Genomic DNA, 16,538 nt, shown 5'->3' on the forward strand with positions numbered 1-16,538 from the left:
CGGCTGCCTCGCCCGCGCCCTCGGCGAAGGACAGGCGCGTGGTGGCCGCCGCGCCGCCGTCGCCACGCCCGGCGGATGCGACGCGCTCGCACGCCACGCGCAGGAAATTGCGGAAGGCCGGCTGCAGCGTGTTGCTCCACGGCGTCGGATCGTTGAGCCGCGCCAGATAGGCCGGCGACCGGAACACCTCCACGTCGCGGCCGGTGTAGATCGTCCCGAAGCGATAATGGTCTCGGTCATGGTTCACGAGACGCTTGCCGACCAGGAATCCGGGGATCGAAAGCCGCTCGGGCATATGCTCGCGCGTGTGCCACTCGGTGTACTCGCCCTGCATCTCCGGTGTGATGTCGTGCCACATCACCAGGAAACCGTCTCCCACCAGCGCCATATCGTCTCCTTGCCGACTTGCCGAATTCTGAGGTACTGTATGCTAGAACTCAGTGAGCGTTCAACCCTGGCAGGGGTGATGGGCCAGCCTTTTTCGCAGGCAGCGATCCCGCCGGTGCAGCCCCTTTCCGCAGAAGGCATCCTCATGTCCACTTCGCCGATCTACGTCCTCAACGGTCCCAACCTGAACCGGCTCGGAACGCGCGAGCCCGAGATCTACGGCTCGACGACACTGGCGCAGGTGGAGACCATGTGCCGGGCGGCGGCCGGGGATGTTCCCTTGGAGTTTCGGCAATCGAACCGCGAGTACGAGATCATCGAATGGATCCACGAAGCGATCGATCGGCCGGCCGCCGGCATCATCATCAACCCGGCCGCCTTCAGCTTCACCTCGATCGCCATCCTCGACGCGCTGAAGATGTTCCCGCGCCCGATCATCGAGCTGCACATCTCCAACATTCATCGCCGCGAGGAGATCTATCATCGCTCGCTGGTCTCGAAGGTCGCCACGGCGGTGGTCGCGGGCCTCGGGCCGAACGGCTATCCGGCGGCCGTCCGCGCCATGCTGGAACTGATTCGCGACTGAACCGGATTGCACCGGGACAGGCGGGGCGTCCAGGCGTCAGAAATCCGTCGCGATGCCCTTAACCTCCCAGTCGCCGTAGCGGCCGGGTTCCTTGCCGCCGCGCCCGCCGAGTTCCTTGGGAAGCGCGGCGGCCCCGGCCTCGTAGGCGGCGCGTCGCGCCTCCGCCTCCGCCAGCGCGCGCCGTGCGGCATCGCTGAGGGGCTTCGGTTCCGTGATCGGGGATTCGGAAGACGACTCAGGCAGAGCCCGCGTCGAATGCTCCGTCGGATCCACCGCGTCCGACGTGGTTTTCCCGGTTTTCCCGCTGTCGTTCATCGTTCTCGACCCATGGCACAATATTGAAGTGGAACCCTGCGCATACCATCATATAGAGCGGTTTGGACACCCAGCGAGCCACGCTCGCGGGCAGGCACGGAGCTCCCGTCGATGAACATGATACGCACCGCGATGCTGCTTGCCGCCATGACCGCGCTCTTCATGGGCGTCGGCTATCTGATCGGCGGTTCCGGCGGCATGATGATCGCCTTTTTCATCGCCGCCGCGATGAACCTGTTCGGCTACTGGAACGCCGACAAGATGGTGCTGCGGATGCACCATGCGGTGGAGGTCGACGAACGCAACGCGCCCGAATACTACGAGATCGTGCGCGGCCTTGTCCGCAACGCCGGCATGCCGATGCCCAAGGTCTACCTCATCCAGAACGACCAGCCGAATGCCTTCGCCACCGGCCGCAACCCGCAGAACGCGGCCGTGGCGGCGACGACCGGCCTGCTGCAGCGGCTTTCCTACGAGGAGGTCGCCGGCGTGATGGCGCATGAACTGGCCCATATCCAGAACCGCGACACGCTGATCATGACGATCACCGCAACCCTGGCCGGCGCGATCTCGATGCTCGGCAATTTCGCCTTCTTCTTCGGCGGCAACCGCGACAACAACAACCCGCTCGGCTTCATCGGCGTGCTGGTGGCCATGATCGTGGCGCCGCTGGCGGCGATGCTGGTGCAGATGGCCATCAGCCGCACCCGTGAATACTCGGCCGACCGGCTGGGCGCCGAAATCTGCGGCAATCCGCTCTGGCTCGCCTCCGCGCTCGACAAGATCGCCAACGCAGCCAAGCGCATCCGCAATCCCGACGCCGAGCACAATCCGGCGACCGCCCACATGTTCATCATCAACCCGCTGTCGGGCGAGAAGATGGACAACCTGTTCTCGACCCACCCCAACACCGACAACCGCATCGCGGCGCTCGAGGCCATGGCGCGCAGCGGCCTCGGTCGCGGCGGCGGCAGCCACGTCCAGCCCGCCACCGAGCCTGGCGGCCCCTGGGGACGCGGACATGATGGCCGGGCGGAGCCGACTCGCGAGGCCTCGCGTCCGGGCCGAACCTCGGTCCCCCGTGCCGGCCGGCCGGGGAATGACCGAGGGTCGAAGGGACCCTGGTCGTGAGCGGCGCCCAGCGGCGCCCCTCCAACCCCCGATCGCGCACAGCCTGGGACGACAGCGCCGGAACGCCCGGCCTCGCCGCGCGGCGTGCGGCTGCGCGGTTGCTCGCCGCCGTCATCGACAAGAAGACGCCGCTGGACGGGCTGACCGACGACGAGCACGGCCATCCCGACTACCGCGCGCTCGAGCCGCGCGACCGCGGGCTGGTCCGAGCCATCCTGGCGACCGCTCTGCGCTTCCGCATGACGATTTCGGCCTTGATCGAGAGCCGGCTCGACCGGCCGCTTCCCGCCAATGCCACCGCTCTCGCCCATATCCTGCATGTGGGCGCCGCGCAGATCCTGTTCCTCGACATTCCCGACAGCGCCGCCGTCAACCTCGCGGTGGTGCACGCCAAGGCCGACCCCCGCACCGAACGTTTTTCGGGCCTCGTCAACGGCGTCCTGCGCGAACTGGCTCGCCGCAAGGACCGCGCCCTTCCCGCCGCGCTCGCCGGCTCGACCGATGCGCCGGCCTGGTTCGTCGAACGGCTGCGTGCCGCCTACGGCCCGGAACAGTCTCGCGCGATCCTGGCCCTGCACCGCGCCGAGGCGCCGACCGACTTCACGGTCAGGTCGGAACCTGAACGCTGGGCCGAAGCCTTTGGCGGCTTCGTCCTGCCGACGGGATCCGTCCGCGTCCCGCATCTCGACCGCGCGGTCACGGAACTGCCCGGCTTCGCGGACGGGCAATGGTGGGTGCAGGATGCGGCGGCGGCGCTGCCTGCGCGCATGCTCGGCGACGTGGCGGGGCGGCGCGTGGCCGACCTCTGCGCCGCGCCAGGCGGCAAGACGGCACAGCTCGCCGCGGCCGGAGCCGCGGTAACCGCCGTGGAAGCATCCGCGAACCGCATCAGGCGCCTGTCGTCGAACCTCGAACGACTCGGTCTCGCCGCGGAGATCGTCGAGGCTGACCTGACGAAATATGCACCGGCTACCCTCTTCGACGCCGTGCTGCTCGACGCGCCCTGTTCGTCGACCGGGACGGTGCGGCGCCATCCCGACGTGCCCTGGACGAAGTCGCCCGACGATATCGCCAAGCTTGCGGCCGTGCAGGCCAGGCTTCTGTCGCGGGCGGCCGACATGGTCGCGCCCGGAGGGGTGCTGGTCTTTTCGAACTGCTCGCTGGACCCCGCCGAGGGCGAGGACATGGTCGCGGCCTTCCTGGCCGAGAGGACGGACTTCAGCCGCGACCCGGTGCGGGCAGGCGAGATTGCGGGCGCCGACGCCTTCATCAACGCCGCGGGCGAAATCAGGACGACCCCCGCCGGCCTTGCTGCGGACGACCCGTCCCATGCGGGTCTCGATGGCTTTTTCGCGGCGCGGTTCCGCCGGATTCCTCCCGCCTGACGGTCCACGAAGAGCCTCTTCGGCGAGTGACGGCGGTGATTTCTTGAAATTCGCTGTCGCGCCGAAACTTGAATCAGATACAACGGAACACCGGGCGGGCAGACAGACGAGGACAACGGGATTTGGCGAAAGCGGCGGACCATACTCCGCGCTTGTGGGCATTGTTCGCTCGTGAGGCGTGGGCGCGGGCGCGGCGAAAGCTGCGCGCTGGGCCCGCCTATCGCTTGCGTTACATCGGTCGGACGCCCGAGCGCGTCCTGATCGCGCCGCCCGATCTGCGCCTGCCCGACGCCCAGATCGCGATCGAGATTTACCACGGCCGATTCGCGCTGGCGGGCCGAATCATCGAGACCGGCGGCAACTCGCCCTTCGGCATCGGCAAAGCGCCCATTGCCTGGCGCAGGTCCCTCAACAGCTTCCGCTGGCTGCGCCACATGCGCGAGGCCGGCACCGAACTCGCCGCCGCAAACGCGCGGGCGCTCGTCTCCGACTGGATCTCGACCAATGGCGGGCGGCTCACCGGCGTCGCCTGGGAGCCCGACGTCACCGCCCGGCGGATCATCGCCTGGCTGCAGCATTCCACCGTGGTGCTGCAGGGCGCCGAACTGCCGTTCTACCGCTCCTTCCTCAAGTCCCTGTCCTTCCAGATTCGCTACCTGCGTTCGATCGCGGGCGAGATGCCGGAAAACGAGGAGCGTCTCCGCGCCCGCATCGCCATTGCCTTCGCCGCGCTGTCGCTGCCCACCGCCGCGGCCGCGCTGCGCACCGCCACCCGCAACCTCGCCCGCGAACTCGACCGGCAGATTCTCGCGGACGGCGGCCACATCTCGCGCAACCCGCTGGCGATCCTCGAAATCCTGGCGGACCTCCTGCCCCTGCGCCAGACCTACGCGAACCAGGCCGAAGCGCCGCCGCAGGCTCTGATGGGGGCGATCGACCGGATGCTGCCGGCGCTCCGGTTCTTCCGCCATCAGGACGGCAACCTCGCCCGCTTCAACGGCATGGGCGCGACGATCTCCGACCGCATCGTGGCGATCCTTCGCCATGACGACGCCGCCGGGCAGCCGCTCCTGCATGCACCGCACTCCGGTTTCGAGCGGCTTTGCATCGGCGATACGACGGTGATCGCCGACACCGGACGTCCGCCGCCCTTCGAAGCGTCGGCAGCGGCGCATGCCGGCTGCCTGTCCTTCGAAATGTCCTCGCAGCGCCGGCTTTTCGTCGTCAATGCCGGGGTCGACGACCACGGTCCGGCCGACTACCTCGCGGTGGCGCGCGCCACGGCGGCGCACAGCACCGCGGTGATGAACGACACCTCGTCCTGCACCTTTCTGACCGGGGCGCGGCAGATCGAGCTCCTCGGGCGGCGCATTGCCTCGGGGCCGCAGGTCGTCGAATCGCGGCGCATCGACGAGCGTGGCATGCAGGGCTTCGTCGCCCATCACGACGGTTATGTCCCGGCTTGCGGCCTCGTGCATGAGCGCATGATCATCCTGGCCGAGGACGGCGCCACGCTCGTCGGGCGGGACCGCTTCTTTCGGCCGGATGGCGGCAAGCCGCGCCTGCAGCGGGACCAGATCGCGGTTCGCTTCCACATCCACCCGGCGGTTGAGATCCTGCGCGACGACCACGATCGCATCGCCCTGTCGACCCCCGGCGCGGATGCGTGGGTGTTCTCCTGCGCGGAAGCCGTTCCCGTCGTCGAGGAATCGATCTACTTCGCCGGCCTGTCGGGACCTCGCCGCAACATGCAGATCGTGCTCTCCTTCCATGCTTCGGAGACGGAGGTCGTCCGCTGGCGCTTCAAGCGCATGGCGATCGACGGTTTCTGATCCGTCCGGCGGCAGCCGATTTGTTTTCGGGGCATCCTGTGGTAGGGCGCGGACTTCCCGCATCCCGCACGGAGACAGACAAGCGCCATGGCCGTCGCATCCAAGAACATCCCCGCGCCCGATCGCGTCCTGGTCCGCCGCGCGCTGATCTCGGTCTCCGACAAGACGGGCCTGGTGGCGTTTGCAACCGACCTCTTCCATCGCGGCGTCCAGCTGGTTTCGACCGGCGGCACGGCGAAGGCGCTGGCGCAGGCGGGCCTGACCGTGACCGACGTCTCCGACGTGACCGGCTTTCCCGAAATCATGGACGGGCGCGTCAAGACGCTGCATCCGCTGGTGCATGGCGGACTGCTCGCCGTCCGCGACGATCCCGAGCACGCCGAGGCCATGGAAACGCATGGCATTCGGCCCTTCGACCTCGTGGTGATCAACCTCTATCCCTTCGAGGAGGTGCGCCAAGCCGGCGGCGACTACCCGCACACCGTCGAGAACATCGACATCGGCGGCCCGGCCATGGTGCGCGCGGCGGCGAAGAACCATGCCTATGTGGCGGTGGTGACCGATCCGCACGACTATGAATCCGTCAAGCTGGCGCTCGAGGCCGATGCCGGACACCTCTCCTACGAGTTCCGCAAGCGGCTCGCCGCCAAGGCCTTCGGGCGCACGGCCGCCTACGACGCGGCCATTTCCAACTGGTTCGCCGAGACGCTCGGCATCGAGCATCCGGGCTGGCGCAGCGTCGCTGGCAGGCTGGCCGAGGTGACCCGCTACGGCGAGAACCCGCACCAGCAGGCGGCCTTCTACGTGACCGGCGAACGACGCCCCGGCGTGGCGACCGCGCGGCAGGTGCAGGGCAAGCAGCTCTCCTACAACAACATCAACGACACCGATGCCGCCTTCGAACTCGTCGCCGAATTCGACCCGGCGAGGACCGCAGCCGTCGCCATCATCAAGCACGCCAACCCCTGCGGCGTGGCGGAGGGTACGAGCCTCAAGGAAGCCTACCTGAAGGCGCTGGCCTGCGACCCGGTCTCGGCCTTCGGCGGCATCGTGGCGCTCAACCGGCCGCTCGACGCGGAAGCGGCCGAGGAAATCGCCAGGGTCTTCACCGAGGTGATCATCGCGCCCGGCGCCACCCCCGAGGCGGAAGCGATCATCGCCGCCAAGAAGAACCTGCGTCTGCTTCTCACCGACGACCTGCCCAACCCCCGCGCGCCGGGCCTGACGGCGAAGACGGTTTCAGGCGGGCTTCTCGTCCAGTCGCGCGACAATGGCGTGGTCGACGACCTCGACCTGAAGGTGGTGACCAGGCGCGCGCCGAGCGCAGCGGAACTCGCCGACCTCAAGTTCGCCTTCCGGGTCGCCAAGCACGTCAAGTCCAACGCCATCGTCTATGCCCGCGGCGCAGCCACGGTGGGCATCGGCGCCGGCCAGATGAGCCGCGTCGATTCCTCGCGCATCGCTGCCCGCAAGGCCGAGGACGCGGCGGAAGCGGCAGGCAGCGCCGAACCGGCGACGAAGGGCTCCGTGGTGGCCTCCGACGCCTTCTTCCCTTTCGCCGACGGCCTGCTCTCGGCGGTGGCGGCGGGCGCGACGGCGGTGATCCAGCCCGGAGGCTCGATGCGCGACCAGGACGTCATCGACGCCGCCGACGAAGCCGGCATCGCCATGGTCTTCACCGGGATGCGGCATTTCCGGCACTGAGCGGTCGGCGGATGTCCAGGGACCGCTTCAGCCTTCAGCCTTCCCATAGCCCTTCGTCCGCACCCAAGGCAGCAGGACGAGCCCGATGACGAACAGCACGATGACCGGCGTGACGCCGAGGCGCTGGGCGTCCTGGGTCGACAGGTCGAAGGCGTCCGAGGCGAAGAACCCCGTCACCAGCGCGATGGAGATCGGGCCGATGAAGGTCGTGGCCTTGCCCGACAGGGCGTAGAGCCCGAAGGCCTCGGTCACCCGCTCCTTTTCCACCTGGTCGACCAAAAGCGTCCGCGAGGCGGCCTGCAGCGACCCGCCGGCAGCGCCGATCAGCCCGCCTGCGGCATAGAAGGTCAGGTCGGGCAGGTTCGACGACGAGCCATCCGCCACCACGGTGAGGAACAGCACTTCGGTCTGCGTGGTCGAAATGACGACGAGGCAGCACAGCGCCAGCAGGACGGTCGAGAGCGCGACGACGAAGCGCGGACCATAGCGCTGGTCGAGGAAGCCTCCGGCCCAGGCGCCGAGGGCGCCGGTGATGTTGGCGAGTATGCCGAAGATGCCGATCTGGATGATCGACCAGCCGAGCACGCCGGCCGCGTAGATGCCGCCGAAGGCATAGAGCGCGTTCAGGGCGTCGCGATAGAACATCGAGGACAGCAGGAAGCTGAGATAGCTTCGTTGCTTCGGCAGTGCGCGCAGCGTCGACACCAGCTGCGCAAGTCCCCGCCTGATGGCGCCCGCGGACGGGCCGCGGCGCGGGACGTCGGGCGTGAAGAAAAGCATCGGCAGCAGGAAGACGACGTACCAGATCGCCGTCAGCGGCCCCGAGGCCCGGTCGCCTTCCCGCATCGCCGGATCGAGGCCGAGGATCGGTTCCAGCCCGAGCATCGTGCGGCCGGTGTCGGGCGAGGCCGACATCAGGCCCAGCACCAGGATCAGCGTCGCCAGTCCGCCCAGATAGCCGAGGCCCCATGCCGAGCCGGACAGGCGGCCCAGCTCGGCGCGGGGCACGAGGTCCGGCATCATGGCGTTGTTGAAGACGGCGGCGAACTCCATTCCGAACACGGCCAGCGCGATGAAGAACAGGAGCCATCCCAGGTTCTCCATGCCCGGAACCGCGAACCACAACATCCAGCAGCCGATGACGCCCAGAACGGAGAAGGCGAGAATCCACGGCTTGCGCGGGCCGGAGGCGTCGGCGATGGCGCCCAGCACCGGGGAGGAGAGCGCGATCAGCAATCCGCCCACACCGGTGGCATAACCCCAGAGCTCCTGCCCCCGCGCCGCGTCAGGCGCCACCGCGGAGGCGAAATAGGGCGCGAAGACGAAGGTGATGATGAGCGTATGGAAGGGCTGCTGCGCCCAGTCGAACAGCATCCAGCCCCAGATGCCGCGCCGGGACGCGCGGGGTTCCACGAGGTCGCTCATATCCGTCCGCCCCCCAGGCGCCGGGTCACTGCCCGGCCAGATCCGTCATGATGCCCGCAGCCACCGTCAGCCGCGACACGCTGATGTCGCCGCTTTCCGTCAGCGCCTGCAGCCGTTCGCGCGCCCGCGTCAACTGATGGCCGCCGGCTTCGAGCCAGGCGGCAACCGGGTCGGCCGCATCCCGGTGGCCGGCAAGCACGGAAATCGTCATGCCTCTGCGCGCCGCGCCGATCATGTCATTGGCTCTCGAAAGCGCAAGCCCGTCATAATAGTCGGACGGGACGACGGCCCGGGCCGCATCCTCGATGCGGCCGATCCGGAACGCCTCGGTCACGCCGAGGAAGACTTTCGCCGCCGTCGGCAGCTCGGCGTCCGCCGACCGCGCCACCAGGTCGATGTCCGGCACGATCTCGGCGACATCCAGGAAGGCCAGACGGGACGCGAGATCGGAGGGCGCGCCGGCCTGCTCGAAAGCAGCCAGACGTCCGTCGAGGCGTGCCCGCATGAAGGCCGGCAGGAGACCGACCAGCACCGGCTCCAGCACCCCGCGGGCGCGGCGCAATTCGGCCGCGCGTTCGCCCACGGTCATCGACCGGTCGCCGTTCTTGAGATCCCAATGGGTGGCCGCGTCGATCAGCCGCGTGACGGCCTGGTAGAAGCCGAGCTGCGCTTGGCCATCCACCGCATTGTCCAGCGCGTCGATGGCGCCAAACAGTCCCGGCATGTCGAAACCATCCCGCACGACCGTGTAGGAAGCCACCACGTCGGCAGCGCCGCAGGCCGAGACGTCCTGCAGCCGGCTGACGAAGGACGGGCCGCCACGGTTGATGACGTCGTTGGCGAGGACGGTCGCGATGATCTCGCGGCGCAGCCTGTGGCCTTCGATCTCGGCCTTGTAGGCCTTGGCCATGCGGTCCGGAAAATAGCCGAGCAGGTCGTTGTCGAGATGCGCCTCGTCCGGCAGGTCGCTTTCGACGATGTCGGTGAAGAGCACGATCTTCGCATAGGCCAGCAGCACCCCGAGCTCGGCGCGGGTGAGCGGCTGGTCCCTGGCCGCGCGTTCCGCGAGGGCCGCATCGGAGGGAAGCGTTTCCACCGCGCGGTCGAGCTGGCCCCTCGCTTCCAGCATGGCCATGAAGCGCTGCTGGTGCGGCAGGTCGGCAAGCCCCCGTCGCTCGGCGAGCGACAGGGCGAGCGTCTGGTCGTAATTGTTGTCGAGCACGAGGTTGGCCACCTCGTCGGTCATCTCGGCGAGGAAGACGTTCCGGTCGGGCCGCGACAGCGTTCCCTTCCGCATCGCCGCCGCCAGCGCGATCTTGATGTTGACCTCGACGTCGGAGGAATTGACCCCACCGGAATTGTCGATCGCATCGGAGTTGCAGCGGCCGCCGTCGAGGCCGTACTCGATGCGGGCCCGCTGCGTCATGCCGAGATTGGCGCCCTCGCCGACCACCCTGGCGCCGACGTCGGGGGCTGCGACGCGGATGGTGTCGTTGGCGCGGTCGCCGACGTCCTGGTTGCTCTCGGTGGTCGCCCGGACATAGGTGCCGATGCCGCCGAACCACAAGAGGTCGACGGGCGCCTTCAGGATGGCGTTCATGATTTCGGTGGGCGAGGCGATGGTCTTGCCGATCCCGATCGCGCGCGCGGCAGCCTCCGACAGCGTGATCGATTTCTGCGACCGGGAGAAGACGCCGCCACCGGCCGAGATGGTCGAGCGGTCGTAGTCCTGCCAGCTCGATCGCGGCAACGAGAACATCCGCTCCCGTTCGGCGAAGGAAGCAGCGGCGTCCGGATCGGGATCGATGAAGATGTCGCGATGGTCGAATGCGGCGACGAGACGGATTTCCTTCGACAGCAGCATGCCGTTGCCGAACACGTCGCCCGACATGTCGCCGACGCCGACGACCGTGAAGGCCTCCGTCTGGATGTCGCGGTTCATCTCGCGGAAGTGCCGCTTGACCGCCTCCCAGGCGCCGCGCGCGGTGATGCCCATCTTCTTGTGGTCGTAGCCGACCGATCCGCCCGAGGCGAAGGCATCGTCGAGCCAGAAGCCATGCGCCTCGCTGATGGCATTGGCGGTATCGGAAAAGGTCGCCGTGCCCTTGTCGGCCGCCACCACGAAGTAGGGATCGTCCCCGTCGTGCCGGACGACGCCTTCGGGCGGGATCACCCTGTCGACGTCGAGATTGTCGGTGATCGACAGCATCGACGAGACGAAGTTGACATAGGCCGCCTTGCCGGCTTCGAAGATCGCATCGCGCGACCCGCCGGCCGGCAGTTGCTTGGGATAGAACCCGCCCTTGGCGCCCACGGGCACGATGACGGCGTTCTTCACCTGCTGCGCCTTCACCAGTCCCAGCACTTCGGTGCGATAGTCCTGCGCACGATCCGACCAGCGCAGCCCGCCGCGGGCGACCGGGCCGAAGCGCAGGTGCACGCCCTCGACCTCGGGCCCGTAGACGAAGATCTCGCGCCAGGGCTTCGGGTCCGGCAGTCCGGCAAGCTTGGCCGACTCGAGCTTGAAGGCGAGCGAACGCGGCTTTCCGGTCTCCGGCTGCATGAAGGCGTTGGTGCGCAGCGTCCCCTGGATCAGGTTCAGAAACCGGCGAATGATGGTGTCGTCGTCGAGCACCGGAACGTCCTCGAGCGCAGCTTCGACACGGTGCTCGAGTTCCTGCTGGTCATGCGCCGCCGTCCCCTTGGGTACGGCCGGGTCGAAGCGGGCGGTGAACAGCGCAAACAGGTCGCGCGCGATGGCCGGATAGCGGTTGAGGACGGCGGCCACGAAATCCTGGCTCTGCGGAATGCCGGCCTGCTGCAGATAGCGCCCATAGGCGCGCAGGATGACGATTTCCCGGGCCTTCAGGCCGGCGGTCTGGACGAGACCGTTGTAGCCGTCATTGTCGGCCTGGCCGTTCCAGACCGACAGGAAGACGCCCTCGAACAGGGCGCCGTCCGTGGCGAGCTCGACCGGCTTTCCAAAGGCGCTCTCCAGCTCCATGTCGTGGATGAACACCGTTTTTTCTTCGCCGACCTCGAAGGTCCGTTCCGAGATGACCCTGAAGCCCATGTTCTCGAGCAGGGGCACGCGCTTCGACAGGGAAACGGCGGAGCCATGGTGATAGATCTTCAGGGCCACGCGCTCGGACGGCTGGTCCGCGTGGCGGTAGAAGTCGATCGCGATCGGACTGTCCGGCGACAGCCTTGCGATCCGCCGTGCGTCGACGATCGCTTCATCCGGCGAAAACGAGTTGCGGTAGGCCTCGGGGAAGAACTGGGCCAGATCGGAGAGGGCGCGATCCTCGCCGGCCTCGGCCATCGCCTCGCGCAAGGTGTCTTCCCAGGTCCGGATGATGCCGCGGATGGCGTCCTCGATCCGCTCGGCGGGAACGGCCGGCGTCTTGCCGACCGATCGCCCGATGATGAAATGCACCCGGGCGAGCGACCCTTCGGGAAAGGCGGGATAGTAGGCCGACAGCCGGCCATGGAAGACCGTCTTCAGATAATCGCCGATCTCCTGGCGGACGCGCGAATCATAGCGGTCGCGCGGCACGAACACGATGACCGAGACGAAGCGGTGGAACTGGTCCACCCGAACGAGGCTGCGCACGCGCGGACGCTCGCCCAGCGCCAGCACGGACATCGCGTGTTTCCGAAGCAGCGCCGTGTCGATCTGGAACAGTTCGTCGCGCGGATAGGATTCCAGCACGTTGATCAGCGCCTTGCCGGAATGATCGGCCTTGTCGAAGCCCGACTTGGTCAGGACGGCCTCGGCCTTCGAACGCAGATAGGGAATGTTGAGGACGGAACGCGTGTAGGCGGTCGAGGTGAACAGGCCGACGATCCGCAGCTCGCCCGACAGCTTGCCTTCGGCGTCGAAGGTCTTGACCCCCACATAGTCGAGATAGGCCCGCCGGTGCACCAGCGAGCGGGCATTGGCCTTGGTGACGATCAACGGTTCCGGGCCGTTCAGGAACGACAGGATCTCGGGCGTGGTGATCGACGTCTGCGTCTTGCCGCGCAGAACCCGCAGGTCGGGGTCTGACAGGATGCCCAGGCCGCGCTGGTCCGTCCGCTCGAGTTCGCCGGTCGGACCCTCGCCCACATACCGATAGCTGCGCATGCCCAGGAAGGTGAAATTGTCGTCGCGCAGCCATTCCAGGAAGGCGATGGCATCGGTGACGGCGGCCTTGTCCAGCGGCACGGGCAGGTAGCGGTAATCCGATATGGTGTGCTCGAGCCGGGCCAGCATCGGCTTCCAGTCCAGGACGGCGGCACGCACGTGCGCGAGCACCTGGGCAAGCCGCGCTCGCAACGCTTCCGCGTCCTCGTGCGTCATGGGCGGGACGTGAACCTGGATGACGCTGAGACGGTCGCCTTGCGCGCGCGCGGAATCGCCGACGATCACGTTGGCGCCTTCCTCGCTGTGCGCGACGGCCATCACGGGATGGGCAACGAAGAGCAGCTCGACCCCGCCCTCGCCGATCTCGCCCATCACCGAATCGAACAGGAACGGCATGTTGTCGTTGACCAGGGTGATGACGGTCACCGGGCGCGCGCCACGCTCGACGCCGCTGTCGGTGGCGATCGAGACCAGGCTTTCGCCCTTGCGATGTCGGAGCACGGTTTCATGGGCGAGCGCCGCGGCTTTCTGCAGCATGGCGTCGTCATAGCCGGCGATGTCTTCGGCGGAAGCGCGCGACAGGAGAAGCTTGGCGAATGCCCGGCTGGCGTCGCCATCCGTGGTGTGCATGTTGCGCGTCCCTTCGGCCATTCTTCCCTCCCTCGGGATTTTTCCGGTATCGTATCAGGATCGGGAATGTTTACGACCCCGCCGATGATCCGGACGGGGCGACAATGACCGGGAGGAATGAAATCATCATGACGGACAAGATCACGGCGCTCGACCTGGCTCCCGCCGAGGACCTGAGCGAATCGACCAGGGCCTATTTCGCCAAGTGCGAGGAAAAGCTCGGCATGGTTCCGAACGTCCTCCAGGCCTATGCCTTCGACGAGAAGAAGCTGCGCGCCTTCACCGACATGTACAACGATCTGATGCTCGGCCAGTCGGGGCTGTCCAAGCTCGAGCGCGAGATGATCGCGGTGGCGGTCTCCTCGGTGAACCACTGCTACTACTGCCTGGCCGCGCATGGGGCCGCCGTGCGCCAGCTCTCGGGCGACCCGAAGCTCGGCGAGATGATGGTGATGAACTACCGCGCCGCCGATCTGTCCGCGCGGCAGAAGGCGATGCTCGACTTCGCCGTGAAGCTCACCGAAACACCCGACAGGATGGAGGAGGCCGACCGGCAGGGCCTGCGCGCGGCGGGTTTTTCGGATCGCGACATCTGGGACGTCGCCTCCACCGCCGCCTTCTTCAACATGTCGAACCGCATGGCCGCCGCCGTCGACATGCGGCCCAACGACGAATACCACGCCATGGCGCGGTGAAGCGCCCGCCGCCCGAAACAGAGCAGGACCTCATCCATGAAACTCTACCGCTTCCTGACCGGACCCGACGATTCGAGCTTCTGTCACAAGGTCACCGCCGCCCTGAACAAGGGCTGGCTGCTTCAGGGCGGGCCGACCTACGCCTACGACGCCGAAACGAAGACCATGCGCTGCGGGCAGGCCGTGGTGAAGGAGGTCGAGGGCGTCGACTACGAGCCCGGCATCAAGCTCGGCGAATACTGAGCCGCCCGCACCGGATCTGCGTCGTCTTCGACAGGGTGCGGCCGCGAGCCCCGCCCCCTTTTACGGCGCGGCTTCCTCGATCCGCGCCATGTCCTCGTCCGACAGGCCGAAATGGTGGCCGATCTCGTGGATCAGCACATGGGTGACGATGTCCCCCAGCGTCTCCTCGTTCTCCGCCCAGTAGTCGAGGATGGCGCGGCGGTAGAGCGTGACCCGGTTCGGCCCCTCGCCGGTGGCCGGGTTCCAGCGTTCGGCGATGCCGCGCCCCTCGAACAGGCCGAGAAGGTCGAACGGCGTCTCCAGCGACAGGTCGTCCATGATCTCCTCGTCGGGGAACTCGGCGATCTGGATGACGATCTCCCCGGTGAGCGTGCGGAAATCGTCCGGCAGGTGGGCGTAGGCTTCGAGCGCGAGCAACTCCATCTCGTCCACCGAGGGAGAGAGCTGGTCGTGCCAGGAACGGGTCTGGTAGATACGGGCCATGTCTTGTCCTTTGGCGGGCATATAGCCGTTCATGGCCCGTCTTGCGAGGGGTTGGACGCAAGGCATGAAACGCAGGGTAAAGGCTCCTAGGAATAAATTCAGCCGACGCGTGCTTGACTCTTTCCCGGGCCTCTGGAATCCATAAGAACATAACAGGAACGAATGCAGGAGCAGAGCCATGGCGTCCATCGCCACGGCGCGGGAAACCCTTTTTGCCTTGCGCCAACAAGTCGCCCGGATCGAGGGGACGCCCGCCGAAAGGCTGGAACTCGCCGCGGGTGAACCGATGACCGGGGATGGCACGGTGCTGCGCGAGGGTGGCGTGGCGCTGCGCCACGGCCTTCACGCCGGCGGCATTCTGGCCACGGGCGCGGAGGTTTTGGATGCAGCCCTTGGCGGTGGCCTGCCGCGGGCCGCGCTCACGGAAATACATGGCGCGGAGGTGCGCGACGCAGGTACGGTGGCGGGCTTTGCCGTTGGACTGGCCGCGATGGCGCTCTCCTCCGGCCTGCCGCTGCTGTGGATCGCCGCGTCCGACACGCATCGCGAGGCCGGTGCGCCTCATGCGCCCGGTCTGCTGTCCCGCTTCGGCATCATGCCCGAACGCCTGCTCTTCTGCGAGACGGCCAGGCTCGACGACGCCCTGTGGGTCGCCGACGAGGCCGCGCGGCTCTCCTCCGTCGGGCTGGTGCTCCTCGAACTGCGCGGGCAGGCGCGGCGGCTCGACCTGACGGCGACGCGGCGGCTGCACTTTCGCGCCCGCGATGCGGGTCGCCCGGTGCTTTTGCTGCGCCATTCCGCGCGGCCGGAGGCGACCGCGGCGCCCGTGCGCCTTCTCGTGTCCCCGGCTGCGGCGGGACTGCGCTCCACCGTGTCGGGGCCGCTTGCGGGCTCGATCGGCCCGCCCGCCTTTTGCGTGGTCCTCGACAAGAGCCGGACAGGCGCGTCCGGCAGGTTCGAACTGGAATGGAACGCCCATGACCGCACGTTCAGGCACAGACGGCCAGAGGATCCTGTCGCTCTGGTTCCCCTACCTTCCGACCGAGGGCATATGGCGCCGGCGGCTTGGCCGCGCCTGGCGAACGACGCCGGCAGCGCATCGTCCGCCGCTGGCCGTCAGCCGGCGCGAGAAGAACGCCCAGCGGATCGCCGCCCTCGACGAGCGGGCTGAGGCGCTGAAGCTCAAGCGCGGCATGGGCATCGCCGACGCACGCGCCATGCATCCGACGCTGGAGGTCATCGAGGCCGATCCCGCGGCCGAGGAACGGCTCCTCGAAGGCCTGGCCGACTGGTGCGACCGCTACACCCCGCTGGTCGCGCTCGATGGCCGGGACGGCCTGAACCTCGACATCACCGGCTGCGCCCATCTTTTCGGCGGCGAGCGGGCGATGCTGGACGATCTGCTGAAACGCCTCGGCGAGCAGGGATTTTGCGCCCGCGCCGCCATCGCCTCGACCACCGGGGCCGCCTGGGCCGCGGCGCGGTTCGCCCGCGGCGGAATCATCGAGGCTGGCGGGGAAGCCGCCTGCCTGCGCGCCTTGCCTTTGGCGGCGCTGCGGCTGGAGGCCGCCGTCTGTGCGGCGATGGAAAGCGTCG

Annotated in this window: 13 protein-coding genes and 1 pseudogene; 9 read left to right on the plus strand and 5 right to left on the minus strand. The window is 67.9% G+C overall.

From position 1 onward, the window contains the following. Positions 1-388 (minus strand): annotated as a pseudogene (locus EJC49_RS20015) (hypothetical protein); the annotation flags it as partial. Between the two features lie 144 nt (positions 389-532). Between EJC49_RS20015 and EJC49_RS20020 the strand changes: the two are divergent. Continuing rightward, entirely contained in the window at positions 533-973 is a 441-nt protein-coding gene (locus EJC49_RS20020; protein ID WP_126701709.1) for a type II 3-dehydroquinate dehydratase, read from the plus strand. 36 nt (positions 974-1,009) lie between these two features. Here the strand turns inward: EJC49_RS20020 and EJC49_RS20025 are convergent, their stop codons facing one another. Beyond that, positions 1,010-1,288, minus strand: a complete 279-nt coding sequence (locus tag EJC49_RS20025; protein WP_126701710.1) for a DUF1674 domain-containing protein — start codon at positions 1,286-1,288, stop codon at positions 1,010-1,012. Between the two features lie 111 nt (positions 1,289-1,399). Here EJC49_RS20025 and htpX point away from each other — a divergent pair, with 111 nt between their 5' ends. The 4 genes from htpX to purH all read left to right on the plus strand — a co-directional run bounded on the left by htpX (position 1,400) and on the right by purH (position 7,340). Next, positions 1,400-2,419 (plus strand): zinc metalloprotease HtpX, encoded by a 1,020-nt coding sequence (htpX, locus tag EJC49_RS20030; RefSeq protein WP_126701711.1) that lies wholly within the window; start codon positions 1,400-1,402, stop codon positions 2,417-2,419. Then, positions 2,410-3,804: an RsmB/NOP family class I SAM-dependent RNA methyltransferase gene (locus tag EJC49_RS20035; RefSeq protein WP_126701712.1), complete on the plus strand. Its 1,395-nt coding sequence runs from the start codon at positions 2,410-2,412 to the stop codon at positions 3,802-3,804. The genes htpX and EJC49_RS20035 overlap by 10 nt, the downstream gene beginning before the upstream one ends. Before the next feature lie 122 nt (positions 3,805-3,926). Next, positions 3,927-5,636, plus strand: coding sequence for a heparinase II/III family protein (locus EJC49_RS20040; RefSeq protein WP_126701713.1), 1,710 nt, complete (start codon positions 3,927-3,929; stop codon positions 5,634-5,636). An 87-nt stretch (positions 5,637-5,723) separates the two neighbouring features. Then, the gene (gene purH / locus EJC49_RS20045; protein WP_126701714.1) at positions 5,724-7,340 is read left to right on the plus strand and encodes a bifunctional phosphoribosylaminoimidazolecarboxamide formyltransferase/IMP cyclohydrolase; all 1,617 of its coding nucleotides are present in this window, start codon (positions 5,724-5,726) and stop codon (positions 7,338-7,340) included. A 27-nt stretch (positions 7,341-7,367) separates the two neighbouring features. On the opposite strand, the gene EJC49_RS20050 is transcribed toward purH, so the two are convergent. Together EJC49_RS20050 and EJC49_RS20055 are read right to left on the minus strand one after the other, a co-directional pair. After that, a complete protein-coding gene (locus tag EJC49_RS20050) occupies positions 7,368-8,765 on the minus strand; it encodes an MFS transporter (protein ID WP_126701715.1) in 1,398 nt (465 codons plus the stop codon). A gap of 25 nt (positions 8,766-8,790) precedes the next feature. Continuing rightward, the gene (locus EJC49_RS20055) at positions 8,791-13,542 is read right to left on the minus strand and encodes an NAD-glutamate dehydrogenase (RefSeq protein WP_126701716.1); all 4,752 of its coding nucleotides are present in this window, start codon (positions 13,540-13,542) and stop codon (positions 8,791-8,793) included. A 107-nt stretch (positions 13,543-13,649) separates the two neighbouring features. Between EJC49_RS20055 and EJC49_RS20060 the strand changes: the two genes are divergently transcribed. Then, on the plus strand, positions 13,650-14,216 hold the full coding sequence (locus tag EJC49_RS20060) for a peroxidase-related enzyme (RefSeq protein ID WP_126701717.1): 567 nt from the start codon (positions 13,650-13,652) through the stop codon (positions 14,214-14,216). Between the two features lie 36 nt (positions 14,217-14,252). Continuing rightward, positions 14,253-14,459 (plus strand): DUF1737 domain-containing protein, encoded by a 207-nt coding sequence (locus tag EJC49_RS20065; RefSeq protein WP_126701718.1) that lies wholly within the window; start codon positions 14,253-14,255, stop codon positions 14,457-14,459. A 60-nt stretch (positions 14,460-14,519) separates the two neighbouring features. Here the strand turns inward: EJC49_RS20065 and EJC49_RS20070 are convergent, their stop codons facing one another. Next, positions 14,520-14,942, minus strand: a complete 423-nt coding sequence (locus EJC49_RS20070; RefSeq protein ID WP_126701719.1) for a metallopeptidase family protein — start codon at positions 14,940-14,942, stop codon at positions 14,520-14,522. Positions 14,943-15,120: 178 nt separating this feature from the next. Between EJC49_RS20070 and EJC49_RS26155 the strand changes: the two genes are divergently transcribed. Both EJC49_RS26155 and EJC49_RS20075 read left to right on the plus strand, forming a co-directional pair. Further along, the gene (locus EJC49_RS26155) at positions 15,121-16,113 is read left to right on the plus strand and encodes an ImuA family protein (protein WP_245453489.1); all 993 of its coding nucleotides are present in this window, start codon (positions 15,121-15,123) and stop codon (positions 16,111-16,113) included. Next, positions 16,088-16,538: Y-family DNA polymerase (locus EJC49_RS20075; RefSeq protein WP_245453491.1), on the plus strand; the 451-nt coding region annotated here is incomplete at its 3' end. The genes EJC49_RS26155 and EJC49_RS20075, both read left to right, overlap by 26 nt.

Origin of the sequence: Aquibium carbonis (assembly GCF_003970795.1) — a bacterium.
Taxonomy (GTDB): Bacteria; Pseudomonadota; Alphaproteobacteria; order Rhizobiales; family Rhizobiaceae; genus Aquibium; species Aquibium carbonis.